The sequence below is a fragment of the Tenacibaculum crassostreae genome, from assembly GCF_964512405.1.
Classification (GTDB): Bacteria; Bacteroidota; Bacteroidia; order Flavobacteriales; family Flavobacteriaceae; genus Polaribacter; species Polaribacter crassostreae.
Genome location: NZ_CAZELE010000004.1, coordinates 110,760 through 136,293 on the forward strand (window position 1 = coordinate 110,760; position 25,534 = coordinate 136,293).

Below are 25,534 nucleotides of genomic sequence, written 5' to 3' on the forward strand. Positions count from 1 at the left end.
GTATTAGTATTAATTATAACGAAGTAAAGTTGATTACACCTTTTTTTCCTAACTTTAGAGATGTAAACTAAACTAACAAACACATGGCTTTTGATATTGAAATGATTAAAGAGGTGTATAGTAAGTTTGAAGAGCGTGTAAATGCTGCAAAAAAACTTACTGGTAAACCATTAACGCTTGCAGAAAAGATTTTATATGCACATTTATGGGATGGAAAAGCAACTACAGCTTTTAAAAGAGGAATTGATTATGTAGATTTTGCTCCAGACCGTATTGCGTGTCAAGATGCAACCGCACAAATGGCATTATTGCAGTTTATGCAAGCAGGAAAGAAAAAAGTAGCAGTGCCAACTACGGTACATTGTGATCACTTAATTCAAGCAAAAGTAGGTGCTTCTACCGATTTACAAACTGCTCTAAATAATTCTAATGAAGTATTTAATTTTTTAGAATCTGTTTCTAATAAATACGGAATTGGCTTTTGGAAACCAGGAGCAGGAATTATTCACCAAGTAGTTTTAGAAAATTATGCATTTCCTGGAGGAATGATGATTGGAACCGATTCACATACTGTAAATGCAGGAGGATTAGGAATGGTCGCTATCGGAGTTGGAGGAGCTGATGCTGTTGATGTGATGGCGGGTATGCCTTGGGAATTAAAATTTCCTAAATTAATTGGAGTAAAATTAACAGGTAAATTATCAGGTTGGACAGCTCCAAAAGATGTTATTTTAAAAGTGGCAGAAATTTTAACAGTAAAAGGAGGAACGGGAGCAATAGTTGAATATTTTGGACCAGGAGCCACAGCAATGTCGTGTACAGGTAAAGGAACCATTTGTAATATGGGAGCAGAAATAGGAGCAACTACTTCTACTTTTGGGTATGATGATTCTATGGAACGTTATTTACGTGCAACCGATAGAAATGACGTAGCTGATGCGGCTAATAAAATTAAAGAACACTTAACAGCTGATGCAGAAGTATATGCTAATCCAGAGCAATATTTTGATCAAGTAATCGAAATAAACTTGTCAGAATTGGGTCCTTTATTAAACGGACCATTTACTCCAGATTTATCCACATCAGTAGGTAAAGAAATGACCCAGAAAGCACAAGCTAATGATTGGCCATTACAAGTTGAATGGGGATTGATAGGTTCTTGTACCAATTCATCTTATGAAGATTTGTCAAGAGCATCTTCTGTAGCGCAACAAGCGTTGGATAAAGGATTGAAAACCAAAGCTGAGTTTGGTATCAACCCAGGGTCAGAACAAGTACGTTACACAGCTGAAAGAGACGGAATTTTACAAGTTTTTGAAAAACTAAATGCGAAGATTTTCACAAATGCTTGTGGACCATGTATTGGGCAATGGGGACGTTATGAAGATCCAAAAAATGCTCCTAAAAATTCCATAGTACATTCATTCAATAGAAATTTTGCAAAACGTGCTGATGGAAATCCAAATACACATGCTTTTGTAGCTTCACCAGAATTAACAGCAGCTATAGCTATTGCAGGACGTTTAGATTTTAATCCGTTGACAGATAAACTAATCAATGAAAATGGAGAGGAAGTAATGTTAGATGAGCCAACAGGATGGGAATTACCACCTAAAGGTTTTGAGGTAGATGATAATGGATATTTAGAGCCAATTGAAGATGGAAGTGGAGTAGAAGTAGTAGTTGACCCAAACTCTGAGCGTTTAGAATTGTTAACTCCGTTTACTCCAATCGGAGATGAAATTAAAGGAGCTAAATTATTGATTAAAGCTTTTGGTAAATGTACAACAGATCATATTTCTATGGCAGGGCCTTGGTTGCGCTACCGTGGACACCTAGATAATATTTCTAACAACATGTTAATTGGAGCAGTAAATGCGTTTAATAAGCAAACGAATTTTGTAAAAAATCAATTAACTGGAGAGTATGACGCAGTGCCTAAAGTACAACGAGAGTACAAAGCTAAAGGAATAAAGACAATTGTAGTTGGTGACCATAACTATGGTGAAGGCTCTTCTCGTGAGCATGCAGCTATGGAACCTCGTCATTTAGGAGTGGTTGCAGTTATTGTTAAATCATTTGCACGTATTCATGAAACTAACCTTAAAAAGCAAGGAATGTTAGGATTAACTTTCGAGAATGAGTCAGATTATGATTTAATTCAAGAAGATGATACTTTTAACTTCTTAGATTTACATGAATTTGCTCCGAATAAACCATTAACAATTGAGGTGGTTCATTCAGATGGTTCAAAAGATATTATCTTAACAAACCACACCTATAACAAAGGACAAATTGAATGGTATAATGAAGGTTCAGCGCTAAATTTGATTAAAAAGCAGAACGCATTATAACCTTAGAGTGATAAACGTTTGATTAAACGTGTTGTATGTCCTATAAAAAGGGATGAATATTTTATTAAAGCTTTAGTTAATTCTAAGGCTTTTTTTATTTTGCAGTCAATTTTAAACATTTAATCAGTGAAAAAGATTTTTTTATTACTCTCAGCATTTATTATTGCATCTTGTTCAAGCGATGATTCAGAACCTACACAATCAAACAAAAAATTATATGTAACCAAAATAACTAATATTTCTTCGAGAAGTACCACGGAGTTGAATTTTACTTATGATTCAAAAAATAGGTTAACAAAAAACGAAACAGAAACATATTACAGAGAATTTATTTACGATGCTAATGATAGAATTAAACAAATAAAAAGTATTACCAAACCTAATACGCTTTATTATACGGTAAATTTTATTTACGATAGTTCAGGAAAAGTAGTAGAAGTAAAAAGAGATAACCATCATAATGGTACTATTTTTTATGTAAAATATGATTATTTTAATACAGGAGAAGTAAATAATGTTTATGTTTTTGATAAACAAGAAAGTTATAATAATAACAAACATGATAGATATTATGCTATTTCTGGATATAGCATAGGGAATAACTTTACAGCAAAGACTTTAAGCGTTTATGATATTACTTTTAACATGTATGACCTTGATAATACTGAAACTTGGAGTTATGATTTAAATAATAGACCGTATTTTGGGGAAGCTATAAAAAATATATCATTACCTTATGCTACAGATGGTACAGGTATGGATTGGGATATAATGTATCAAACGAATAATCCAATTAAGTTTTCGTTTTTTGATTTTAATTCAGGTAAAGATTTTGTCCGTAGAACATTTGAATATGAATATAATTCAGATGATAGACCAACCAAGATTGTAAAAAAGACATACAATTCAGACGGAAGTCTTAACTCAACATTTACTCAAAATTTGACATATAGTTTAAGATAAAACTTATACATGTTTTTAAAAAGCTCTAGAAAATTCTAGAGCTTTTTTTGTAATGCAATTTTAGTTTTTCCGACCTAGGTTTTAAAGTTATAAACTATGAGTGCACTTTGGTTTTTCGATGAAGTAAATTTATTCAACATATTATGTCCGCATAAATACTCAGAGTATAAAGGAAATCACGATTTTAACTTATACAAAAAGAGCGATTATATATACTTTGAAGAAGATGCAGCAACCAAAATTTATTTAATTGATAGCGGAAAGGTTAAAATAGGGTATTATACAGAAGAAGGAGAGGAAGTAATAAAAGCAATTTTAACTAAGGGAGAACTTTTTGGTGAAAAAGCAATTTTAGGAATTGATAAAAGAAATGAATTTGCTCAATCATTAGATAATGAAACGATTATTTGTCCGGTTTCAAAAGATACCATGTATGATTTAATGAGAGAGAACGTATCAGTGAGTTTCAAAATTTATAAGTTTATCGGGTTAAGAATTAAAAAGTTAGAAAGAAGACTACAATTATTACTATTTAAGGATACCAAAACTCGTTTATTAGAATTTTTTAAAGATTTATGTGAAGATTACGGTTACGAATGCCCTGAAAATGGCGATCATGTAATTAAGCATCCGTACACACAAAAAGATATTGCTACTTTAATTGGAACATCACGTCCAACACTTAATGCTTTAATGAACGAGTTAAAACAAGAAAAAGTAATCGATTTTAACAGAAAAGAAGTAAGATTACGAAAAAAAATCGCGTAAGTGTCAGCTAGTTAACATTTTATTAAAAGTAACCAAAATAACTTTGTTTTTGTAAAATTTAAACTACAAAAACAATGAAAAAAATGCTTTTAAATTTAGCAGTGGTAAGTACGTTAATTTTCACTGCTTGTAACAACGACGATGACAAAATTCCTACAACTTCAAACTTAACATTAAATATTGATGGTTTAGAAAATTTAGGAAGTGATTATAAATATGAAGGTTGGATTATTGTTAATGGTTCACCAGTTTCAACAGGAGTGTTTACTGTTGATGATTCAGGAAAATTATCTAAAACTTCTTTCGAGGTTGATAGACTACAATTAGCAGCAGCAAGTAAGTTTGTTTTATCAATAGAGCCAACAAACGATTCAGATCCAGCACCAGCTGCAACCAAGATTTTAGCAGGAGATTTCTCAGGAACTAATGCTGCGGTTTCATCAAAAAATATGGTTGGAGATTTTTCTAGCTCAACAGGAAAATACATTTTAGCAACCCCAACGGATGGAATGATGAACAATGAAAGAAGCGGAATTTGGTTTTTAGATTTAGCAGGAGGAAGTCCAGCTACAGGTTTGTCTTTGCCAACATTACCAGCAGGTTGGAAATATGAAGGTTGGGTAGTTATGAACGGAACACCTGTTAGCACGGGAACATTTACAGCTGTAGATATGGCAGATGATAATGCAGCTACATCAACTTTTAAAGGTGATATGGGAAATGGACCAGGATATCCAGGAGAAGATTATATTAAAAATGCTCCAGCAGGATTAACTTTTCCAACGGATTTAAGAGGTACAACCACAGTAATTTCTGTTGAACCAAATCCAGACAATAGCCCAAAACCATTTACATTAAAACCATTAGCGCATGGTGTACCAGCAGATGCTAATGATCATGTAACGTTTACGATGGGAGCAGGACCTGTAAAAGAAATTAGCGGTAATGTAACTAGATAAAATAATTTGTGTAATTTACAGATGTAAGAGTAATCAATTATCTTTGGTTGCTCTTACTCTTTTTATACAAGATACTAATGATAGATTTTTTAAATAATATTTCAGAAAAACCATTACATGTTGTAGATGCTAACATCTCATTTAACAAATATTATCCAATTTCAATAGCAGCATCTAACCAAGAACTAACTTTTGATGTTTCATCCTCTAAAGAATGGGAAAAATACGTAAACGATTTTCTTCAAAAGAATAATAAAACTGTTGCTTTTGGAGGTTATTTGGAAGTTAGAGATATTTATAGTAGAAGTGAACATTTTAATAAATTATCGGAAGAAAATCAACGTAATATTCATTTAGGTATTGATTTATGGTGTGATGAAGGAACTGCTGTTTTAGCAGTTTTAGATGGAGAAATCCATAGTTTTAAAAACAATACAAACTATGGAGATTACGGACCAACAATTATTCTTAAACATTCAATTAATGGAAAAGAATTTTATTCTTTATATGGTCATTTATCATTAGCATCCTTAGAAAATATTTCTATCGGAACAAAAGTAAAACAAGGTGAAAAAATTGGAACATTGGGAGATAGTTCTGTGAATGGAGATTACGCTCCGCATTTACATTTTCAATTAATTATAGATATCGAAGATTATAAAGGAGATTATCCTGGAGTTTCTTCTAAAAAGATGTTGGAATTTTATAAACAGAATTGCCCTAATCCTAATTTATTACTAAAATTGCCAAATGAAACCCTCATTAGGGATTAAGTAGAATATGATTAATACTCTAATTTGTGGAAACGAATAAATTAAGAGTTAGTTACTAAAAATTAAACATTTGAAATATAGACAACTTACTAAAGAACAATTTGAAGGATTACACAAAGAGTTTGCTCGCTTTTTAGCTTCTCAAAACATCGATAAAAAAGAATGGGATGCGTTAAAAAAGGAAAAACCAGAGGTTGCTGAAGACGAAATGAATGTGTTTAGTGATGTTGTTTGGGATGATGTACTTACTAGGACTGAATATTTAGAGCATTTTTCACCAAAAATGGTGAATTTGTTTAAATGTGAAGAACAAGAAATTCATCGAATTGTTATAACGATAGCTAAAGAAGTAAATGTTTTAGAGCAAGAAGGTTTCGAGTGGTTGCTAAAAAATGCTCAAGACGAAACTATCGAATATTTAAGAGGATCAAAAGCCTACAAAGAAGAAAGAAATACTGAATTATTTGATTTGATTGAAAAAGGAAGTACTATTTCTAAAGGAGAATTATACGAGTACTTCAATCGCTTAACCTCAAAAGAATCTTAAACGGTACAAATTTATAAGAGAAAATCTAATAATTTATCAGTTCCAGAACTCGCAACGTCTTCAATAATAGTTAAGTTATTGAAGTCGTTTTTGTTTACAGCGGGTTTTGGATCGATAAAATAAATTGGAATGTTTGGTTGTGTATAATTTATCAAACTTGCGGCTGGATATACTTGCATAGAAGTTCCTATAATCACTAAAACATCAGCTTGTAAGGTAATTTCAGCTGCTTTTTCTAATAAAGGAACATCTTCTCCAAACCAAACAATATGCGGACGTAGTTGTGCGTTTTGCTGACAAGTATCACCTAAAACAATATCCTTCTGCCAAGGATATACCAAATTTTCATTTTTTGTACTTCTTACTTTTAACAATTCTCCATGAAGATGAATTATGTTAGAACTTCCTGCACGTTCGTGTAAATCATCAACATTTTGAGTAATAATATCTACCTTAAAAATAGTTTCTAACGCCGCTAAGTTATAGTGAGCTTTGTTTGGAGAAACTTCTAATAATTGCCTTCTTCGTTGATTGTAAAAATCGAGCACTAATGCAGGATTTGCTCTAAAACCTTCAGGTGAGGCAACTTCATAAATATCATGACCTTCCCATAAACCATCTGAATCTCTAAAAGTTTTCAATCCGCTTTCGGCACTTATACCTGCCCCGGTTAATACTACTAAACGTTTTTTCATACGTTTAAATTTATGTTAACTAATTAATATTTAATTGTTTACTTTTATAGTGGTATTTATCTTAGGTTTTACCTAATCCCTCTATGAGGGTTTCATGAAACTAAAATATGAAATTTTAGTATGTTTGCTGTATGATTGATGAAGGATTATTAACCTATTTAGAAGGGTATATTACTGAAGAAAGAAAAGAAAGGTTTGAGCAAGTTTTAAACGAACGTACACGTCATTTCACAGTAGTTTTAGAAGATATTTATCAGCCACACAATGCAAGTGCAGTGGTAAGAAGTTGCGATATTTTTGGTATTCAAGATGTGTATGCTATAGAAAACAGGTTTGTAAATAAGGTTTCAAAACACGTAGCAAAGGGAAGTCAAAAATGGTTAGATATCAATCGCTATAAAGAAGACGGAGATAATACCCAAGCCTGTTTGCAAGACTTACGAGCAAAAGGGTATCAAATTATTGGCACTACACCTCATACCGATTCGTGCGTACTGTCTGATTTTGATGTAACCAAAAAAACAGCTTTTGTTTTTGGTGCTGAAAAAGAAGGAATCTCAGATTATATTAAACAAGAAGCAGATGGATTTTTAAAAATACCAATGGTTGGTTTTACCGAAAGCTTAAACATATCAGTAGCAGCAGCAATTATTTTGCAAGATGTTACTACTCGAATGAAACAACAAAATATTGATTGGAAGTTATCTGACGATGAAAAAAGAAACTTGTATTTTGAATGGATAAAAAATACAGTTAAAAATCCTGAAAAGTTAATTGAGTACTACTATAAAGAACTTAACAAATAATTTTATTACGAGGAGTTAACGACGAAGTAATCTTTTTGTTTTAGATTGCTTCCCTTTGTTCGTAATGAAGAAAAGTAGTGTCATTACGAGGAGTTTATAACGAAGTAATCTTTTTTATTAACAGACTGCTTCATTTCATTCGCAATGACGAGCTGGTTTTAGTTAGAATTTAAAATTTTAAGTACTAATTCTTTGGTTAATGGTTGTCCGTTAGCCAATTTTTTAATGCTTTGAAAAGTAAATACAAAATCACACCCGTTTTTGTATTCAGAACACCCGTAAGCAGATTTTCCTTTTAAAATAGTTCCTTTACTACATTTTGGGCAGGTTATTTTTTTATTGTCATTACGAGGAGTCTGCGACGAAGTAATCTCTTCTTTTGTGGTAACTCCTTTTTTTTGTTCTAATTTTAAATTGAAATTATCATCAAAACGAACCAAACCTTCCACTTTTTCTGAGTCTTGTTTGAACCCTTTTAAGTTAGTAGTACATCCTTTATCTAGTAATCGGATTAACTGACTCTCAGATATTTTTTTACCCATAAACTCAAATGGAAGTGTGAAATTACATCCATTTTTGTATTCAGAACATCCGTAAGCACTACTTCCTTTTAATAAGTGTCCGTTATTACATTTAGGGCAGGTTTTACCCACAACTTCTTTCTTTTTAGAAGTAGCTTTTTTCTTTTTAACTACTGACTTAGAACTGGTATTTTTCTCGGCAGATAATCGCACAGATTTGGTGTTAGAACGCACTTCATATACCAAACGATCTACCATTTTTTTCATTTCATTAATAAAATGACCAGCACTGTATTCACCACGTTCAATTTCTTTCAAACGTTTTTCCCAAAGTCCTGTTAATTCAGCAGATTTTAAGAGTTCGTTGTCAATTAAATCAATCAAATCAATTCCTGTTTTAGTAGGAATAATCAGTTTTTTTTGACGTTCAATATATTTTCTTCTGAACAAGGTTTCAATAATACTTGCACGAGTAGAAGGACGACCAATACCGTTTTCCTTCATTAGTTCACGCATTTCATCATCGTCAACCTGTTTTCCTGCGGTTTCCATAGCACGCAGCAAACTAGCTTCGGTATAGTTACGTGGTGGTTTGGTTTCTTTTTCTAAAAAAGAAGGTTCGTGTGGTCCTTTTTCACCTTTGACAAAGGTTGGTAAAACATCTTTTTCGGTATCTTTTTTAGGTTCTTTCCCGTATTCAAAAACTTCTCGCCAACCTTTGGTGATGATTTCTTTTCCAGTAGTTTTAAATGAAACTTTATCCGCTTCACCAATTACTGCAGTGTTTGAAATATCGCTATCAGGATAAAAAACTGCGATAAAACGACGAACAATAATATCATATACTTGTTGCTGATTGTATTGCAAGTTGATTTCTATTCCTGTAGGAATAATCGCATGGTGATCGGTAACTTTTTTATCGTTAAAAACTTTACTCGATTTGCGTATTTTTTTTTCTAAAAGTGGTTGGGTTAAGGTTGCATATTGCTTTAAACCTTTTAAAATATTCGGAACTTTAGGATAAATATCATTTGGAAGGAAAGTCGTATCTACCCTTGGATAAGTAACCACTTTCATTTCATACAATTTCTGCACAATTTTTAAAGTTTCATCCGCAGAAAATCCGAATTTATTATTACAATATACCTGCAATCCTGTTAAATCGAATAGTTTTGGAGCGTATTCTTTTCCTTTCTTTTTAGTAACTGAGGTGATTTCAAAATCACTTTCTTTTACTTTATCGGCAAACGCTTGTCCTTCTTCCTTCTTTAAAAAACGTCCTTCTTCGCAACTAAAAAGTGTATCGCGATACAAAGTTTGCAATTCCCAATACGGTTCAGGTTTAAAATTTTGAATTTCTTTATAACGATCTACCAACATAGCTAGGGTAGGAGTTTGCACTCTACCGATAGATAATACTTGTTTGTAGCCGCCAAACTTTACAGTATACAAACGAGTTGCGTTTAAACCTAATAGCCAATCGCCAATAGCGCGTGAATAGCCAGCATAGTATAAATTGTTATAATCGTCGTTGTTTTTAAGATTGTCAAAACCTTCTTTAATGGCTTCTTCAGTTAGGGAAGAAATCCATAAACGTTGAATTTTACCTTTATACTTTGCTTGATTAATTACCCAACGTTGAATGAGTTCTCCTTCTTGTCCCGCATCCCCGCAGTTGATAACCACATCGGCTTTTTCAAATAAAGATTTTACAATCTTAAACTGTTTTTGAATCCCGCTATCGTTCGTGACTTTGGTATCAAAACGCTCAGGAAGCATGGGCAGATTGTTTAAATCCCAACTTTTCCAATGAGGCTTATAATCTTTAGGTTCTAAAAGCGTGCATAAATGACCGAACGTATACGTAACCGCATACCCATTTCCTTCAAAATAACCATCTCGTTTGGTATTGGCACCTAAGATATTGGCAATTTCACGGGCTACACTCGGTTTTTCGGCGATACAAACTTTCATTAAAAAGAGTCTATTTAAACAATTAATGGTTATGTAAATATTTGTAAATTAATTGGAAACAAAATCCTAGTTTGACCATTAAATTTGAGTATTTACAATACAATTTAGAAAGTCGAAATTACTAAATTATTAAGAAATAAATAGTGTGGTTTTATAAAGATGATTAGAGTTATAGATTATGAATTGAAGTTTTACTTTTTTCAAGTATTAAGTTATATGTATGTCTTACATTTGGAATATTATCAATTACTATTTTATGGTCTTTTAAATTCATTCCAGTTCTCACAGGGAATCTAAAAGGAGTGTCAGGTCCTTCTATTAACTCTTCTAATTCTCCAACTATTATATATCCATAATTATAAGCGTTTTCTCTTAATGTCATTTTAGGGAAATCTGAATAACAAAAACTATATTCAATTTCTTCTTTTTTTGTGTTAAAAATAATCAGCCTTTTATTGGTGAGAAAGTATTTAGTTCGTATAATTTTCATCCATCTTATGGTAAGGTTGTACAGTATAATTAAGTTAGGAATTGCGAAAAGAAGTCCAAAATAATCTTGGTTTTTGAAAAATATGTACAAGCCAAATATCATAAAAGGAATAAACAAAAGACGAGCCCAATCTTCTTGTCTAAAAGGAAGAAAGTTTCTGTGTTTAATCTCTTTAAATATTATTTCATCTTTATCTAAAGTCATTTTTTTGTTAAGTTGAATATAAAGATTTCTCGTGTTAAATTGCAATTTTTAAGAGCTACTAAAATAGAAAATAGTAGCATAAAAAAACTCGCCATTGGCGAGTTTTTCTAATTGTAATAAAAGTTAAAGCTTATTTCATTTCAGCTAAAAACTCTTTATTCATTTTTACATAATCAGCGTTACCATTTTTTTCGGCACCCGCTAACGAAGCTTTTGCAGCAGCAATTGCTCCTTTTTTATCTCCAGCTTTTGCTAAGATTAACGATTGCTGACGTAAGTACCAAAAACGAGGTTGATCTTTAGTCATATCAACAGCTTTGTTAATCCATTCTTTAGCTTTGTTAACGTCTTTTCCTTCTTGTAAATAGTACACGGCAGAAGAGAAATAATCAGCAGCAGAAGGACCTCCCATTACTTGTGCTATGCTTTTTTCTACAGCCTTGTCAGTTGGTGTGTTAAACTTCACACCAACATAAGCGTTTTCCCATAAGATACCTAATACAGCAGAATCGTTTGTTAAATCATCAATAGTAATGGTAAACGTTTCAATTTTCATAGGCATTGCATCAACTTTAGCAGTTGTAGATACCGCTACTTTAGCATCGTCCCATTTTCTTGGTGTTCCCCAGTTATTAGCATCTGAATAAAAGATAACTTCCCAAGAATCTTTTCCTGGTTTAGTATATAAAGCGTAAGTTCCTTTTTTTAAGGTTTTTCCGTCGATAGTTACATCGTCGCTAAAAGTAACTTTAGTATTCGCATTGGCTCCTGTTCTCCAAAGGCTTCCGTAAGGAACTAAATCACCAAAAATGGTTCTTCCTTTCATACTTGGTCTTGAATATTCAACAGAAACATCGGTTAAACCTACCGTTTGCTCTAATTTAGCTGATGGACTCGGAGCTGGTGTTTTTAATTGTGCATTGATAGTTGTTGATAAGGCTACAACAAACAAACTTAAAAGTATTTTTTTCATGATGGTTGATTTGTTTTTAATTTAGTTAGGCTAAAATTACAAGGAATTAAACGGATTAATGTTAACAAAAACTTAAAATGCTATCTGTTTATTTTAATAGATATTTGCATAGATGAAAAAATATATTTCTGAATTTATAGGAACGTTTGCGTTAGTTTTCTGCGGAACAGGTGCAATGACGGTTAGTGAAATAACTAACGGAGCCGATTTAACCCACACTGGAGTAGCTATTACTTGGGGTTTGATTGTTATGGCGATGATTTATGCTTTTGGCGAAACGTCTGGAGCACATTTTAACCCCGCAGTAACGGTTGCTTTTGCTTATGCTAAAAAGTTTTCTTGGAAAGAAGTTCCGAAGTATGTTATTGCGCAATTATTAGGTGCTATTTTAGCAAGTGGAATTCTTTGGGTGTTATTTCCAGAAAGTGAATTTTACGGAGCTACAATTCCGTCGACAGAACCTTGGCGAGCGTTTATTTTAGAGCTATTATTAACGTTCTTTTTAATGTTAACCATTATAAATGTTTCTACAGGAAGTAAGGAAGTGGGAGTTATGGCAGGAATCGCTATTGGAGGAGTTGTTTTGTTGGAAGCGATGTTTGCAGGTCCAATGACTAAGGCATCTATGAATCCTGTTCGTTCTATTGCTCCTGCGCTAGTTTCAGGTCATTTAGAGCATTTATGGTTATATTTAATTGCTCCGTTTTTAGGAGCCTTGTTAGCAGTTATTTCGTGTAAATTAGTTAAAGATGATACGTGTTGTGATGGAAAATGTTAGTGTTTTAGGCTGTGGATGGTTAGGAAAAGAATTAGCGATAAGTCTAATAAATAATGAATGTACCGTTAAAGGTTCAACAACTTCTGAAGAGAAAGTAGGAGACTTAAAAAGTGTTGGTATTCAACCATTTTTGGTAGATATTTCTAAAGAAAATGAGCTTACAGAGTTTTTAAATTCTGAGGTTTTAGTTATCGCGATTACCTCAAAAAGTATAGATGATTTTAAAAGGCTAATTTCAGAAATAGAAAAATCAACAATTAAAAAAGTAGTTTTTATTAGTTCTACTTCAGTATATCCGAGTTTGAATAAAGAAATGACCGAAGAAGATGAAACGGTAGATTCTCCTCTAGATACCATTGAAAAGCTGTTTATTAAAAACACGAATTTTAAAACAACGATTATCCGTTTTGCTGGTTTGTTTGGAGGAAATAGGCATCCTGGAAATTGGTTTTCAAATAAAAAAGTTCCAAATCCAAATGGTTATGTTAATATGATTCATCGAGAGGATTGTATTGCAATTATCGAAAAGATAATAGAAAATAATACTTTCGGAGAAGTGTTCAATGCTTGTTCTAATCATCATCCAACGAGAAAAGAATTTTATATAAATGCTAAAAAAAGCCTTGGAAAATCACTTCCAGAGTTTGATAATACTACAGCAGCTTATAAAATTATAAACTCTAATAAATTGATAAAACAATTAGATTATCAATTTAAACACGATGATTTGTTAGCTATTTAGGAATACTTCTTTTTTCTCCAATAGGTAAAACCAAAACCAAATAAAGCAAGTAAAAGTAACGGAATTCCGATATTGATAAATTGCCAAAAACGTTTTTCGGTAAATGCTCGTTGTTTGTCTAATAAATTGATTTGAACTGTTTTGTTACGTAGTTGAATCAATCCAGAATCGTCTAACAAATAATCAATCGCGTTGATTAAAAATTCTTTGTTGCCAAACTGTTCCCCTGTCCATTTATCCAATGATAAATCATGAGGTTTTCCTTTTAAAATTTGATTTCTTCCTACGTCACCATCAGCAATTACAATCATTTTGTTTGAGTTGCTTTCTTCAATAAAATTAGAAGTTTCAAAAGGTTTAATTCTGTTTTTATACGCAGAAGGAATGTTACCTTCTAATAAAACGGCTAACAATTGTGGTCCAGACGCATACTCGTTTTCTTGTGGCTCTTTTGCAATACTTTGTAACTCTACAAAATTAGGCGTTCCAACTTTTTTTGTAAGTACCGAAGTTACTAATAATGGCGTTTTTTTTAGGTTTCCTTTTAAGGTGTCAATTTGTGTTGTAAATCTAAAACGAACCGGAGCCACATTTTTTGTAATCGGATGATTAGGATTACCATTTACTAACGGATGATAAAACCAGTTTAAATGTTGAAATTGTGCTTGATTACCTACATTTCCTGTTGCTAACGGAATTTTTGCAGAGTACAAATCTTGAATCAGCATATTGTTAACGCGAACTTGATAACCAAATAATAAATCGGTTAAATTCAAATCGCGAGGAAACGCTAACATTCTTCCTTCATTGTATAAACTATCGGTGTCAGCGAAGTTGTTATCTAACATCCACAAGCTTTTCCCTCCATTTGTAATAAATTGATCCAGAGTCAATTTTTCTTCTTCAGAAAAACGCTCGGTAGGTTTTGCAATAATTGCTAAATCGTATTTCTTTAAATCGTTTAAGGTTTTTTGTGGATTGCTAGCAACACTATCTAATGTAAATTTTGCCAAACGGTATTTTTTACCGATTTCACTCAATAAACTATATTGATAAATGTCTTGAAGCTCACCGTTACCTGCTAAAACCGCAATTTTTTGTTTTTCTTTTTGAGTGATGCTGTGCAGTGCATTCGCAAAAGAAAACTCTAATTTTTCAATAGCGTTTTGTAATTGTGCTTCTTGTGTTTTTGCAATAGAGTTAGGTAGTAAAGAAATCAATTCTCCTTTATTTCCGTAAATAACTTCTGCCCAAGGAAAAATAATAGCTTCAGATAATTTTCCGTCTTCTTCAACAGTTAATTGGCTTGGAATCATTCCTTTTCTTACCAATTGTTCTCGAATATTATCTGGATTTATAAAACGAAAACGGATATTGCTGTTTGTTGCTTGTAACTCTTCTAAAAACTGACGAGTTTCTATCTGTAAACGTTTAAATTCCGCAGGGAAATCTCCTTCTAAATACACATTTATAGAAAGCGGAGCATCTATCTTCTCAATTATGCTTTCACTTACTTCTGATAAAGTATAGCGTTTGTCTTGTGTTAAATCGAAACGTTTGTAAACTGCGTTGGCTAGATAGTTTACAAGGAACAATCCGATAAAAGCAAATACGATATGTTGTAATTTCTTATTCATTTTTTAACTGTTGTTTAGTGATGAATAAAAAGAAAACGGTAACGCTTATAAAATAAATAACATCGCGTGTATCAACGACACCGCGACTAATGCTTTTGAAATGTTCATTCATACCAAATTGCTGAATTGTATATCCTGAGTTTCCTAAAGAAGAACTTACAGCGTCAAATCCGTAAAACAAAACAAAAGTGATAAATACACTTACAATAAACGCCACAATTTGATTTTTTGATAGGGTAGAAGTAAACAATCCAACCGCAGTATAGGTAGCTGCTAAAAATAACAACCCTAAATACGAACCTATTGTGCTACCTACATCTATATTACCAATAGGATTTCCTAATTGATATACTGTATATGCATAGGTTAGCGTAGGGATTAAAGCTATAATTACTAATAATAGCGAAGCAAAGAATTTACCCAGTACGATTTGCCAGTCGGTAAGTGGTTTGGTTTTTAAAATCTCGATAGTTCCGCTATTAAATTCATCAGCAAAACTTTTCATGGTAATTGCAGGAATTAAAAATAAGAATAACCACGGGGCTAAATAAAAAAAGCTGTTTAAATCTGCAAAACCTGCATTTAAAATATTGAAGTTGTCTTTAAATACCCATAAAAATAAACCGTTCACGAGTAAAAACACCCCAATAACTAAATAAGCAATTGGTGATGCGAAAAATGAGTTGAATTCTTTTTTTAATAGTGCTAACAAATGTATAATTGTTTAGTGTTTTGGATGTATTTTTATTTAAGAGATTCTACTTTATCAACGCTCCAAGCTAAAGGTTTGTCGTTAAATAGTATTTTGGTTTGCGCCCAAACACCTTTAAATAAATCAGAATTTCTGTAGTTTTCTAAATCTTGTTCAGATTCCCAGTAACTATAGGTGAAAAAAACATTCGGATTTGTTTTGTCTCTATACAGTTCTAATAAACGACAACCAGATGAATTTCGTATAAACTCTTTTTTGGTGTTAAAGTTGTTTAAGAACTCTTCAATTTTTTCGGGTTGAAAACTCATTTTTACGATGCGTACAAACATAAGACTAATTTATAGGTGTAAATTCAGGTTTTATTGGGGTTAAGAATTCAATAGTAATTGTATCTCGATAGGCTAATCCAAGAAGTGTTGAAGCACCACCAACAGTTTTTAAATTACTACGATAAATAGCAATTTCTAAAAAACCAGCAGAGTTAAAAATAGCAAGTTTTTCACCGTCATATTGTCCAGTATTTTCAATCGAATAATCTACAATTTCATTGTATCTGCTAAAAATTTTGGTAAAAGCATACCGTCTTGCGGTAATTTTAAACTCACGACCTTTGCCAATGGTATTAAATTGCTTTTTGCTAATGTTGGTAATTACGTTTCCGTAGTTATCAATATAAATAACACCACCGGAAATGATGGTTTGCTGTTCGTTTACCTTTGGCTGAATTTCAACAATCTTTTTGTACGAATCAATTTCTCTACCAATAACGCTTAAACTTCCGCCACGAGCAATATGACTGGCTACTTGCACAAAAACATCTAACACGGGAAAGCTACTTTCAATACGATCGTGAATGTTTATTTCATAAATCTTGGTAGGATTTATTTCTGAAGCTATCATTGAAATTAATCCGTTATCAGGACAAATAAAATAATGATTATCTAGCTCTAAAGCAATATGTTTATTGTGTGCACTTAATTCAGAATCAACCCCTATTACATGAATGGTTTTATCAGGAAAACTTTTATAAGCATTCTTTAAAATATAAGCCGTTTCTGTAATGTTAAAAGGAGTAATATGATGCGTAATATCTACAATCTTAGCATCGGGTAGTTCTGAGTAAATAGCTCCCTTTACAGCACCTACAAAGTGGTCTTTAGTTCCAAAATCAGTAGTTAATGTAATGAGAGACATTAAGTTGCGTGTTTGTTAATTAATTTGTGAAAAATTATGCTGAAATTTTAAACAAAACTACATAATTCGATAAAAATAATCATTATTTTTAGAGGGAATAATCTTAAAACTTTAATCATTTGAACGAACGTATTATTGAATTGACAGAAATCAATCCAAATGATTTCTTTGGAGCGCAGAATAGTACAATAGCGCAGTTAAAAACATTCTTTCCTAAAATAAAAATAGTTGCTAGAGGAAATAAACTAAAAATTTATGGTGAAGCTGAAATTTTAGACGAATTTGAAAAACGTTTAGAAATGCTGATTAAATACTTTAATCGATACAATAAATTGGATGAAAATAGTATTGAACGTATTTTAACATCAACAGGAAAAGAAGAAGAGGTTCGTAAATCTGGCAACGCAAAAGATACTTTAGTACATGGAGTAAGCGGTAAGTTAATAAAAGCGCAAACTGCCAATCAGCGTAAAATGGTTGAGTTAATGCAAAAAAATGATATGTTATTTGCGGTAGGACCCGCAGGAACTGGAAAAACATATACAGCGGTTGCGTTAGCAGTAAAAGCATTAAAAGAAAAAGAAGTTAAACGTATTATTTTAACAAGACCAGCAGTAGAATCGGGTGAAAACTTAGGGTTTCTTCCAGGAGATTTAAAAGAGAAATTAGACCCGTATATGCAACCTTTATATGACGGACTTAGAGATATGATTCCGCACGAAAAATTGCAAGCATATCTTGAAAACGGAACCATACAAATAGCTCCGCTTGCTTTTATGCGTGGTCGTACCTTAGATAATGCTTTTGTTATTTTAGATGAAGCTCAAAACACAACCCATGCACAAATGAAAATGTTTTTAACGCGTATGGGTATGCATGCAAAGTTTATTATTACGGGTGATCCAGGTCAAATAGATTTACCTCGCAGGCAAATTTCTGGATTAAAAGAAGCATTATTAGCCTTAAAAGATATAGACGGAATTGCACAGGTTTATTTGGACGATAATGATGTAATCCGCCATCGATTAGTAAAGAAAATCATAGGGGCTTATAAAGGAATTGAAACCGAGTAGTTTTTAGTTGTCTGTAATTGCTGATTAGTTTACATTTGCGCGACAACAACACAACAACAAACAAATGAATACAATTAACGAAACTAACTTTCAGTTTTCGGGTCAAAAGTCAGTTTACAAAGGCAAAGTAAGAGAAGTTTACAATATCAATGATGAGTTATTGGTAATGATTGCTTCTGATAGATTGTCTGCTTTTGATGTTATTTTACCACGTCAAATTCCTTTTAAAGGGCAAATTTTAAATCAGATTGCTACAAAAATGATGAACGATACTTCAGATATTGTTCCTAATTGGTTATTAGCAAATCCTGATGAAAATGTAGCTGTAGGGCATTTGTGTGAACCTTTTAAGGTAGAAATGGTTATCCGTGGTTATTTATCAGGTCATGCAGCTAGAGAATATGCAGCGGGAAAAAGAACACTTTGTGGTGTAACGATGCCTGGAGGAATGAGAGAGAATGATAAATTCCCAACACCAATCATTACACCGTCTACTAAGGCAGATAACGGAGAGCACGATGAAGATATTTCTCGTGAAGATATTTTAGCTAAAGGGATTGTTTCAGAAGAAGATTATTTAGTTTTAGAAGACTATACAAGAAAACTATTTGAAAGAGGAACTGAGTTAGCTGCTAAAAGAGGCTTAATTTTAGTAGATACTAAATACGAATTCGGAAAAACCAAAGACGGTAAAATTGTATTGATAGATGAAATTCACACTCCAGATTCTTCTCGTTATTTTTATGAAGATGGATATGCAGAGCGTCAAGAAAAAGGAGAGAAGCAAAAGCAATTATCAAAAGAATTTGTGCGTCAGTGGTTAATTGAAAACGGATTTCAAGGAAAAGAAGGACAGCAAATTCCTGAAATGTCTGATGAAAAGATTTTAGAGATTTCAAATAGGTATATTGAATTGTACGAGCAAATTACAGGAGAAACTTTTGTTAAAGCAAATACCGAAAATGTACTGGAAAGAATAGAAAAGAACGTTACAACATTTCTACAAAATAGATAAAATAAAAAAGCCTGAGAAATCAGGCTTTTTTATGTTTTACATTTGAACATCGTTGACTGTTTCAATTGGATCAGGAATATCATTTGGGTCATCTTCAATAATTTGACGAATGTCTATTTCTATTCCGCGAGACATGGTGGTAATTGGTATATCATTCGGTGTACCTTCAAAAGGGTTTTCAGAAACTTCTCCAATTCGTTCCATTGTGTGAAAAATCCAAGAAATAATTACGCTAAACGGTATTGTAAACCATACAAAATGTTCGCCAATTAATTCAATTAAATGATGATATCCTCCTTCTGGATAAGGTTTCCAGCTTTGAGCTAATTTAACCACTTCGTTTCCAATTTTATCAAACTCGTGCATCATTCCATATGGCAATAGAAATACAAAAATCCAAATGAAAAACCGATTCAATGTGGCAAATTGACGAGGGTAAGGGAAGTTTTTTATACGTTCAGCTTTTCCTTGAAGAGCGAAAAATTCAACCAACATTTTTTCCATTTCTAAAAAGGCAAATTCCCAGATATATCCTTTTTCTTTTAATTCACGTAAATGATTTGATTGTAGCTTTAAACAAGCCCCTTGCTTATTTCGTTGCTGTAAAATAAATTGTTTTTCCTCATCAGTAACATATCCATTGAGTTCCTCCTCTAAAGAGTTTTTATGCTCTTTAATGTTTAAACGAGTATCAATATATTCTCTATCAGATTTGTTAAAGTAAGAAATCTCCCAAGGTTTTGGTGCTCGTAGTGAATGTCGTAAAGAAGTCATCCAGCCTACATGACGTAAGATTAGTTGCTTTTTTATTTTAAAAAGCTCTTCTTTTGATAGTTTTTCTCTAGCATGCTCATTGGTTATAAAATCGCTTGTCATTATAGCAAACGAACGAGAAGCGTTTACAATGCCACCCCATATTTTACGAGCTTCCCATAATCTGTCATACGAAGCGTTGTTTTTAAAAGAAATTATAAAAGCTAAGGCTGTACCTACTAAACCAATTGGAAGCCAAGGTAAGTGTAACCAGTACCAACGCAAACCAGTATATAAAATAACAGGTATAAGAGATAAGATTAAAAAAATATAAATATATCGCCTAGTCCATGATAACATGTCTTTTAGCGAGTAATTTCTTTTTGTATACATAAAAGTATTTTTAGTTAATTAGTTATGAACTAAAAATACAAAAACAAGTTTACATTTATATTCCTAAAAAAGGTATTAGATTTTTTCGTAACTTTTAAGGATTCTAAAAGCTACCTTAAAAATGCCAAATTATACATTAAAAATTAACGGAAAATCAGTGTCATTTACAGCAGATACTGATACGCCATTATTATGGGTTTTACGCGATGAACTCGATATGGTCGGGACTAAATTCGGATGTGGTATAGCTCAATGCGGAGCATGTACTGTTCATGTTGACGGAACAGCAATGAGAAGTTGTCAATTACAAGTTTCAATGTTATCAAACGAAGAAATTACAACGATTGAAGGTTTGTCTCAAGAAGGAAATCACCCGTTGCAAGAAGCTTGGAAAGAGGTTGATGTACCACAGTGTGGATATTGTCAGGCAGGACAAATTATGACTGCTGCATCTTTTTTAAAAGAAAATCCAAACCCTACTAAAGAAGAAATCAGAGAAGCAATGCATGGTAACTTATGTCGTTGTGCATCGTATAATAGAATAGAAAAAGCTGTTGCTTTAGCGGCTGAAAAAATGTCTTAAAATTTTTCAATCATGAATACACAAGAAAACAAGTTTACATTTAGTAGAAGGAATTTTTTAAGAACATCAGCACTAGCAGGAGGGGGAATTATGATTGGGTTTAATTTATTTACAGCATGTAAACCAAATGTAAAACCATCGGTAGATATAGAAAATCTAAATTTTAATGATTTCAATGCTTTTATTAAAATTTCTGATGAAGGTTATGTAACTATTTTTGCTCCAAATCCTGAGATTGGGCAAGGGGTAAAAACAACAATGCCAATGATTATTGCTGAAGAATTAGATGTTGATTGGGATAAAGTACATGTCGTTCAAGCTCCATTAGATACTAAAAATTACACCCGACAATTAGCAGGAGGTAGCCAATCTATTAGAAGGGGTTGGGATGCGCTTCGACAAACTGGAGCAACTACAAAACAAATGTTGATTAATGCTGCAGCTGTAAAATGGGGTGTTGATGCTACAACATGTTCAGCATCAAAAGGTATAATTACAAATGCAAATGGAGAACAATTAGGATATGGAGAAGTAGTAAAAGAAGCAGCTGTATTAGAAATCCCTGAAAATATAACGCTTAAAAAGCCTTCAGAATTTTCTATAATAGGAAAGGATGCGATAAATGTTGATTTAGATAAAATAGTTACTGGTAAATCTCTTTTCGGATTGGATTATAAAGAGGAAGGAATGGCTTATGCTGCAGTGGTAAGACCACCTTCTTTTGGAGAAGAATTAGAATCGTTCGACGCCACCGAAGCAAAAAAAGTAGCTGGAGTTATTGATGTTATAACCATTGGTGAAAAAGCAAGAAATTTTATTGAGTCGGAAAAAAGAAACTGGACTTTCAAATTAACAAAAACTGATAAAGTTGTTGTTTTAGCTGAAAATACTTGGGCAGCAATTAAAGGAGCTAAAGCTATTAAAGCTACTTGGAAGACAAGTTCAGAACTAGAAGATACAGAGTTTCATGATGAAAAGCTGATAAGTTTGCTAGATGGCAACGAGTTTAATGTCATGAGAGAAGACGGTGATGTTACTAAAGCATTTTTAGAGGCAGATAAAGTTATAGAACGTACGTATCATTCTCCTTTTTTACCTCATAACTGTATGGAACCGATGAACTTTTTTGCAAATGTTACTCCGCAAAAAGTACATTTAGTAGGTCCGGTTCAAACACCAGAATATGCAGCGCAAGTAGCATCTGAAATGTTGGGAAGAGATTTAGAACAGATTCATGTTGAAATGACTCGAATGGGAGGTGGTTTTGGAAGAAGGCTCTATGGTGATTTTGTATATGAAGCATTAGAAATCTCAGATAAGATTAAAAAGCCAGTAAAAATGGTTTCAACTAGAGAAGAGGATGTAACCAGTGGTATTTATCGTCCCGCAATCAAATATCGAATTGCAGCATCAATAAAAGATGGTAAAGTAACAGGATATCATTTAAAAGAAGCTGCTATTAATGGTAATATGTATGATTTAATACCGAATTTCTTTCCAGCAGGATGTATTCCAAACTACAAAGTATCTACAGCAAATTATAGAAGTAACATTTCAACAGGAGCTTGGAGAGCACCTTATACTAACTTTTTAGGATATGCAGAGCAATCATTTTTTGATGAGTTAGCAGCTGAATTAAATCAAGATCCAGTTCAATTACGCTTAGATTTATTAGAGAATGTAAAAAACACTGAAGATAAAAGAATAGAATATTCAGGGAAGCGAATGCAAGATGCTATCCGTTTAGCAGCTGATAAAGGTAATTGGGGTAAAACCAAAGAAGGAGTTTATCAAGGTTTTTCGGCATATTATAGTCACAATACTCATGTAGCAGAAGTAGCGGAAGTAGAGTTGAAAGAAGGAGTCCCAGTAGTAATAAAAGTTGTAGCTGCGGTAGATTGTGGTATAGTTGTAAATCCAACAGGTGCTATCAATCAAGTTCAAGGAGGGGTAATTGATGGTATTGGACATGCAATGTATGGTAATCTTACCTTTGAAGATGGTAAGCCTTCAAGTAGAAATTTTGATAACTACAGATTGATAAGAATGAATGAAACTCCCGAGGTAGAAGTTCATTTTGTAGAGAACGAGTTATCTCCAACTGGTTTGGGAGAACCAGGTTTACCACCAGCAGGAGGTGCTGTAGCTAATGCAATTCATAAAGCACTAGGTAAAAGATTGTATAAACAGCCTTTCATAGAAGAATTGAAATCAAATATTTTAGGGTAAAAAGTTATTAATTGTTAAGTATTTCTTGTTGTTTTTGTAAGGGTGAAAATTGTTAGAAATATTAGCCAGAATACAATTTTTGAAAATCTGCTAAAAAACGCTATTTTCGCAGTCTATAAAATCAAAAATAATAATGGTTAAAGATTTATTTGAAAGAATTAAAGGAGATAAAGGACCTTTAGGAAAATGGGCGGATAAAGCAGAAGGATATTATGTGTTTCCTAAGTTAGAAGGACCAATTTCTAACCGTATGTCTTTCAATGGAAAAAAAGTAATTACTTGGAGTATCAATGATTATTTAGGATTAGCAAATCACCCAGAAGTATTAAAAGTTGATGGAGAATCGGCTGCTACCGACGGTATGGCATATCCTATGGGAGCACGTATGATGTCTGGTCATACAACATATCACGAGCAATTAGAAAGAGAATGTGCTGAGTTTGTTGGTAAAGAGGCTTCTTATTTAGTAAACTTTGGTTATCAAGGAATGGTATCAGCAATTGATGCGTTAGTTTCTAAAGATGATATTATTGTATACGATGTAGATACGCATGCTTGTATTATTGACGGAGTTCGTTTACATGCAGGTAAGCGTTTTGTTTATCGTCATAACGATATAGAAAGTTGTGAGAAAAACTTACAACGTGCTACCAAAATGGCTGAAAAAACTGGAGGAGGAATTTTATTAGTTTCTGAAGGAGTTTTTGGTATGCGTGGTGAGCAAGGACGTTTAAAAGAAATTGTAGCATTAAAAGAAAAATACAATTTCCGTTTATTGGTTGATGATGCGCACGGATTCGGAACTCTTGGAGAAGGAGGTAGAGGTACAGGTTTTGAACAAGGAGTGCAAGATGGAATCGATGTATACTTCGCTACTTTCGCAAAATCAATGGCAGGTATCGGAGCATTTTTCGCAGGAGACAAAGACGTAGTACAGTACTTACAATATAACATGAGATCTCAAATGTTTGCGAAGTCATTACCAATGCCAATGGTAAAGGGAGCTTTAAAGCGTTTAGATTTAATCCGTACGCAACCAGAATTAAAAGATAAGTTATGGGAAGTTACCGATGCTTTACAGTCTGGGTTACGAAATGCTGGGTTTGATTTAGGAACTACTGAAACTTGTATTACACCGGTATATTTAAAAGGTGAAATTCCTGAAGCTATGGCAATGGTGAATGATTTAAGAGAAAACTACGGAGTTTTCTGTTCAATCGTTGTGTATCCAGTAATTCCAAAAGGATTAATTATTTTAAGATTAATTCCAACAGCACGCCATACAATGGATGATGTTACCGAAACTATTGAAGCATTTACTGCTATTCGCGAGAAATTAGAAAACGGAACCTACAAAAAAGTTGCCGAATCTATAATGGCTGAATAAGACAGAAGTTTAATAAAGTAAAAAACTCATGAAATTACTCATGAGTTTTTTTTGTTTTAAAACAGAAATGATACATTTGGAATCCTTTTTGTACATAAAAATTACATGAAAAAACTCCTTTACATATATATAGTATTATTTACAATTGCTACACAAGCGCAGATAAAAGATTCGTTGCCTAATTTTAATGATGAATATTTTTTGATAAAAGAAGGTGATAGTTTAATGATACAACTAAACGAAGTTACTGTATTACCAAAGTTAAAGTACAAAGAGAAAAAAGACATCTTATATTACTATTGGTTACGAAAAAAAGTATTCAAAGCATATCCGTATGCTGTTTTAGCTTCAAAAAGAATAGATAGTGTTAATGCTCGTTTAGATAGAATTCAATCTAAAAGGAAAAAAAGAGAGTATGTAAAAAGAGTGCAAAAGTATTTAGAAGAAGAAATGACAGCGCCTTTAAAAAAACTAACAAGAACAGAAGGGAGGATTTTATTGAAGCTCATTCATCGTCAAACAGGAAGAACTGCTTTCGATAATGTTAAGGAATTGCGAAGTGGATGGAAAGCTTTTTGGTATAATACCACTGCCAATGTTTTTAAGTTATCACTTAAATCCGAATACAAACCAGAAACCGAAAATGAAGATTATTTAATTGAAGACATCTTACAGCGTGGTTATATAGAGGATGTTATCGAGTATCAAGCGCCAAAATTAGATAAAGACTATACGAATATAGTATCGAGTGGTAGGGGTTATGTAGATGTATCGGAGTATAAGGCGATGTTTGCTAAGATACGTAAGAAGCGAAAACGTAAGCAAAAGAAGAATTAGCTCTACTAAATCAGACTTCAAAAAATGGTGTTAAACAACTAATAAGTCTACATCAAAAAAGAAGAATCAAAAAACTTTTTGTGTGTAAGTTTTTAGTTTTTAATAGGTTAAAAAAAGGTTTTAAAAAAAGGCAAAAAAAGTCATTGTCAGATTAAAAAAGGTATCTATATTTGC

At 32.7% G+C, this 25,534-nt stretch carries 24 protein-coding genes; 15 read left to right on the forward strand and 9 right to left on the reverse strand.

The window, feature by feature from the left end:
- The first annotated feature begins 83 nt into the window (after positions 1 to 83).
- From ACKTST_RS05305 to ACKTST_RS05330, 6 genes are all read left to right on the forward strand, one after another.
- Positions 84 to 2,354 (forward strand): aconitate hydratase, encoded by a 2,271-nt coding sequence (locus tag ACKTST_RS05305; RefSeq protein ID WP_408046703.1) that lies wholly within the window; start codon positions 84 to 86, stop codon positions 2,352 to 2,354.
- A 126-nt stretch (positions 2,355 to 2,480) separates the two neighbouring features.
- The gene (locus ACKTST_RS05310; RefSeq protein WP_408046704.1) at positions 2,481 to 3,317 is read left to right on the forward strand and encodes a hypothetical protein; all 837 of its coding nucleotides are present in this window, start codon (positions 2,481 to 2,483) and stop codon (positions 3,315 to 3,317) included.
- Between the two features lie 96 nt (positions 3,318 to 3,413).
- Positions 3,414 to 4,085 carry a Crp/Fnr family transcriptional regulator gene (locus ACKTST_RS05315; RefSeq protein ID WP_408046705.1) on the forward strand — a complete coding sequence of 224 codons (672 nt, stop codon included), beginning with the start codon at positions 3,414 to 3,416 and terminating at the stop codon, positions 4,083 to 4,085.
- A 74-nt stretch (positions 4,086 to 4,159) separates the two neighbouring features.
- Positions 4,160 to 5,044: an anti-sigma factor gene (locus ACKTST_RS05320; protein WP_408046706.1), complete on the forward strand. Its 885-nt coding sequence runs from the start codon at positions 4,160 to 4,162 to the stop codon at positions 5,042 to 5,044.
- 77 nt (positions 5,045 to 5,121) lie between these two features.
- A complete protein-coding gene (locus ACKTST_RS05325; protein ID WP_408046707.1) occupies positions 5,122 to 5,817 on the forward strand; it encodes a peptidoglycan DD-metalloendopeptidase family protein in 696 nt (231 codons plus the stop codon).
- Between the two features lie 70 nt (positions 5,818 to 5,887).
- The gene (locus tag ACKTST_RS05330; RefSeq protein WP_408046708.1) at positions 5,888 to 6,364 is read left to right on the forward strand and encodes a DUF6495 family protein; all 477 of its coding nucleotides are present in this window, start codon (positions 5,888 to 5,890) and stop codon (positions 6,362 to 6,364) included.
- Positions 6,365 to 6,375: 11 nt separating this feature from the next.
- Here ACKTST_RS05330 and ACKTST_RS05335 read toward each other — a convergent pair whose 3' ends face one another.
- On the reverse strand, positions 6,376 to 7,059 hold the full coding sequence (locus ACKTST_RS05335; RefSeq protein WP_408046709.1) for an SIR2 family NAD-dependent protein deacylase: 684 nt from the start codon (positions 7,057 to 7,059) through the stop codon (positions 6,376 to 6,378).
- 131 nt (positions 7,060 to 7,190) lie between these two features.
- On the opposite strand from ACKTST_RS05335, the gene ACKTST_RS05340 reads away from it, so the two are divergent.
- Entirely contained in the window at positions 7,191 to 7,865 is a 675-nt protein-coding gene (locus ACKTST_RS05340) for a TrmH family RNA methyltransferase (protein WP_408046710.1), read from the forward strand.
- Between the two features lie 158 nt (positions 7,866 to 8,023).
- Here the strand turns inward: ACKTST_RS05340 and ACKTST_RS05345 are convergent, their stop codons facing one another.
- The 3 genes from ACKTST_RS05345 to ACKTST_RS05355 form a co-directional block, all read right to left on the reverse strand.
- Positions 8,024 to 10,360 carry a type IA DNA topoisomerase gene (locus tag ACKTST_RS05345; RefSeq protein ID WP_408046711.1) on the reverse strand — a complete coding sequence of 779 codons (2,337 nt, stop codon included), beginning with the start codon at positions 10,358 to 10,360 and terminating at the stop codon, positions 8,024 to 8,026.
- Between the two features lie 169 nt (positions 10,361 to 10,529).
- Positions 10,530 to 11,054, reverse strand: a complete 525-nt coding sequence (locus tag ACKTST_RS05350) for a hypothetical protein (protein ID WP_408046712.1) — start codon at positions 11,052 to 11,054, stop codon at positions 10,530 to 10,532.
- 130 nt (positions 11,055 to 11,184) lie between these two features.
- On the reverse strand, positions 11,185 to 12,027 hold the full coding sequence (locus ACKTST_RS05355; protein WP_408046713.1) for a DUF2911 domain-containing protein: 843 nt from the start codon (positions 12,025 to 12,027) through the stop codon (positions 11,185 to 11,187).
- Positions 12,028 to 12,139: 112 nt separating this feature from the next.
- On the opposite strand from ACKTST_RS05355, the gene ACKTST_RS05360 reads away from it, so the two are divergent.
- Positions 12,140 to 12,805 (forward strand): MIP/aquaporin family protein, encoded by a 666-nt coding sequence (locus tag ACKTST_RS05360; RefSeq protein ID WP_408046714.1) that lies wholly within the window; start codon positions 12,140 to 12,142, stop codon positions 12,803 to 12,805.
- A complete protein-coding gene (locus tag ACKTST_RS05365) occupies positions 12,777 to 13,547 on the forward strand; it encodes an NAD(P)H-binding protein (protein WP_408046715.1) in 771 nt (256 codons plus the stop codon). The genes ACKTST_RS05360 and ACKTST_RS05365 overlap by 29 nt, the downstream gene beginning before the upstream one ends.
- Here the strand turns inward: ACKTST_RS05365 and gldG are convergent.
- From gldG to ACKTST_RS05385, 4 genes are read right to left on the reverse strand one after another with little or no spacing between them, the layout of a single operon-like run.
- Positions 13,544 to 15,184, reverse strand: a complete 1,641-nt coding sequence (gene gldG / locus ACKTST_RS05370; protein ID WP_408046716.1) for a gliding motility-associated ABC transporter substrate-binding protein GldG — start codon at positions 15,182 to 15,184, stop codon at positions 13,544 to 13,546. The two genes, ACKTST_RS05365 and gldG, sit on opposite strands and share 4 nt — an antisense overlap.
- Positions 15,177 to 15,896 (reverse strand): gliding motility-associated ABC transporter permease subunit GldF, encoded by a 720-nt coding sequence (gene gldF, locus ACKTST_RS05375; protein ID WP_408046717.1) that lies wholly within the window; start codon positions 15,894 to 15,896, stop codon positions 15,177 to 15,179. The genes gldG and gldF overlap by 8 nt, the downstream gene beginning before the upstream one ends.
- 32 nt (positions 15,897 to 15,928) lie before the next feature.
- On the reverse strand, positions 15,929 to 16,225 hold the full coding sequence (locus tag ACKTST_RS05380; RefSeq protein WP_408046718.1) for a putative quinol monooxygenase: 297 nt from the start codon (positions 16,223 to 16,225) through the stop codon (positions 15,929 to 15,931).
- A 4-nt stretch (positions 16,226 to 16,229) separates the two neighbouring features.
- On the reverse strand, positions 16,230 to 17,090 hold the full coding sequence (locus ACKTST_RS05385) for an SAM hydrolase/SAM-dependent halogenase family protein (RefSeq protein ID WP_408046719.1): 861 nt from the start codon (positions 17,088 to 17,090) through the stop codon (positions 16,230 to 16,232).
- Positions 17,091 to 17,209: 119 nt separating this feature from the next.
- Between ACKTST_RS05385 and ACKTST_RS05390 the strand changes: the two genes are divergently transcribed.
- On the forward strand, positions 17,210 to 18,163 hold the full coding sequence (locus tag ACKTST_RS05390) for a PhoH family protein (protein WP_408046720.1): 954 nt from the start codon (positions 17,210 to 17,212) through the stop codon (positions 18,161 to 18,163).
- Between the two features lie 64 nt (positions 18,164 to 18,227).
- Positions 18,228 to 19,178, forward strand: coding sequence for a phosphoribosylaminoimidazolesuccinocarboxamide synthase (locus ACKTST_RS05395; RefSeq protein WP_408046721.1), 951 nt, complete (start codon positions 18,228 to 18,230; stop codon positions 19,176 to 19,178).
- 36 nt (positions 19,179 to 19,214) lie between these two features.
- On the opposite strand, the gene ACKTST_RS05400 is transcribed toward ACKTST_RS05395, so the two are convergent.
- Complete coding sequence (locus ACKTST_RS05400; protein WP_408046722.1) at positions 19,215 to 20,324, reverse strand: bestrophin family protein; 1,110 nt, start codon at positions 20,322 to 20,324, stop codon at positions 19,215 to 19,217.
- Positions 20,325 to 20,445: 121 nt separating this feature from the next.
- On the opposite strand from ACKTST_RS05400, the gene ACKTST_RS05405 reads away from it, so the two are divergent.
- The 4 genes from ACKTST_RS05405 to ACKTST_RS05420 all read left to right on the forward strand — a co-directional run bounded on the left by ACKTST_RS05405 (position 20,446) and on the right by ACKTST_RS05420 (position 25,360).
- On the forward strand, positions 20,446 to 20,907 hold the full coding sequence (locus ACKTST_RS05405; protein ID WP_408046723.1) for a (2Fe-2S)-binding protein: 462 nt from the start codon (positions 20,446 to 20,448) through the stop codon (positions 20,905 to 20,907).
- A 12-nt stretch (positions 20,908 to 20,919) separates the two neighbouring features.
- Positions 20,920 to 23,136: a xanthine dehydrogenase family protein molybdopterin-binding subunit gene (locus ACKTST_RS05410; RefSeq protein ID WP_408046724.1), complete on the forward strand. Its 2,217-nt coding sequence runs from the start codon at positions 20,920 to 20,922 to the stop codon at positions 23,134 to 23,136.
- A gap of 133 nt (positions 23,137 to 23,269) precedes the next feature.
- Positions 23,270 to 24,523: an aminotransferase class I/II-fold pyridoxal phosphate-dependent enzyme gene (locus ACKTST_RS05415; RefSeq protein ID WP_408046725.1), complete on the forward strand. Its 1,254-nt coding sequence runs from the start codon at positions 23,270 to 23,272 to the stop codon at positions 24,521 to 24,523.
- A gap of 105 nt (positions 24,524 to 24,628) precedes the next feature.
- Positions 24,629 to 25,360, forward strand: coding sequence for a DUF4294 domain-containing protein (locus ACKTST_RS05420; RefSeq protein ID WP_408046726.1), 732 nt, complete (start codon positions 24,629 to 24,631; stop codon positions 25,358 to 25,360).
- Positions 25,361 to 25,534: the final 174 nt, after the last annotated feature.

Coding starts and splice junctions, on each gene's coding strand:
- ACKTST_RS05305 (WP_408046703.1), top strand. CDS start 84: ATGGCTTTTGATATTGAAATGATTAAAGAGGTGTATAGTAAGTTTGAA.
- ACKTST_RS05315 (WP_408046705.1), top strand. CDS start 3,414: ATGAGTGCACTTTGGTTTTTCGATGAAGTAAATTTATTCAACATATTA.
- ACKTST_RS05320 (WP_408046706.1), top strand. CDS start 4,160: ATGAAAAAAATGCTTTTAAATTTAGCAGTGGTAAGTACGTTAATTTTC.
- ACKTST_RS05325 (WP_408046707.1), top strand. CDS start 5,122: ATGATAGATTTTTTAAATAATATTTCAGAAAAACCATTACATGTTGTA.
- ACKTST_RS05335 (WP_408046709.1), bottom strand. CDS start 7,059: ATGAAAAAACGTTTAGTAGTATTAACCGGGGCAGGTATAAGTGCCGAA.
- ACKTST_RS05340 (WP_408046710.1), top strand. CDS start 7,191: ATGATTGATGAAGGATTATTAACCTATTTAGAAGGGTATATTACTGAA.
- ACKTST_RS05345 (WP_408046711.1), bottom strand. CDS start 10,360: ATGAAAGTTTGTATCGCCGAAAAACCGAGTGTAGCCCGTGAAATTGCC.
- ACKTST_RS05350 (WP_408046712.1), bottom strand. CDS start 11,054: ATGACTTTAGATAAAGATGAAATAATATTTAAAGAGATTAAACACAGA.
- ACKTST_RS05355 (WP_408046713.1), bottom strand. CDS start 12,027: ATGAAAAAAATACTTTTAAGTTTGTTTGTTGTAGCCTTATCAACAACT.
- ACKTST_RS05360 (WP_408046714.1), top strand. CDS start 12,140: ATGAAAAAATATATTTCTGAATTTATAGGAACGTTTGCGTTAGTTTTC.
- ACKTST_RS05365 (WP_408046715.1), top strand. CDS start 12,777: ATGATACGTGTTGTGATGGAAAATGTTAGTGTTTTAGGCTGTGGATGG.
- gldG (WP_408046716.1), bottom strand. CDS start 15,184: ATGAATAAGAAATTACAACATATCGTATTTGCTTTTATCGGATTGTTC.
- ACKTST_RS05380 (WP_408046718.1), bottom strand. CDS start 16,225: ATGTTTGTACGCATCGTAAAAATGAGTTTTCAACCCGAAAAAATTGAA.
- ACKTST_RS05385 (WP_408046719.1), bottom strand. CDS start 17,090: ATGTCTCTCATTACATTAACTACTGATTTTGGAACTAAAGACCACTTT.
- ACKTST_RS05395 (WP_408046721.1), top strand. CDS start 18,228: ATGAATACAATTAACGAAACTAACTTTCAGTTTTCGGGTCAAAAGTCA.
- ACKTST_RS05400 (WP_408046722.1), bottom strand. CDS start 20,324: ATGTATACAAAAAGAAATTACTCGCTAAAAGACATGTTATCATGGACT.
- ACKTST_RS05405 (WP_408046723.1), top strand. CDS start 20,446: ATGCCAAATTATACATTAAAAATTAACGGAAAATCAGTGTCATTTACA.
- ACKTST_RS05410 (WP_408046724.1), top strand. CDS start 20,920: ATGAATACACAAGAAAACAAGTTTACATTTAGTAGAAGGAATTTTTTA.
- ACKTST_RS05415 (WP_408046725.1), top strand. CDS start 23,270: ATGGTTAAAGATTTATTTGAAAGAATTAAAGGAGATAAAGGACCTTTA.
- ACKTST_RS05420 (WP_408046726.1), top strand. CDS start 24,629: ATGAAAAAACTCCTTTACATATATATAGTATTATTTACAATTGCTACA.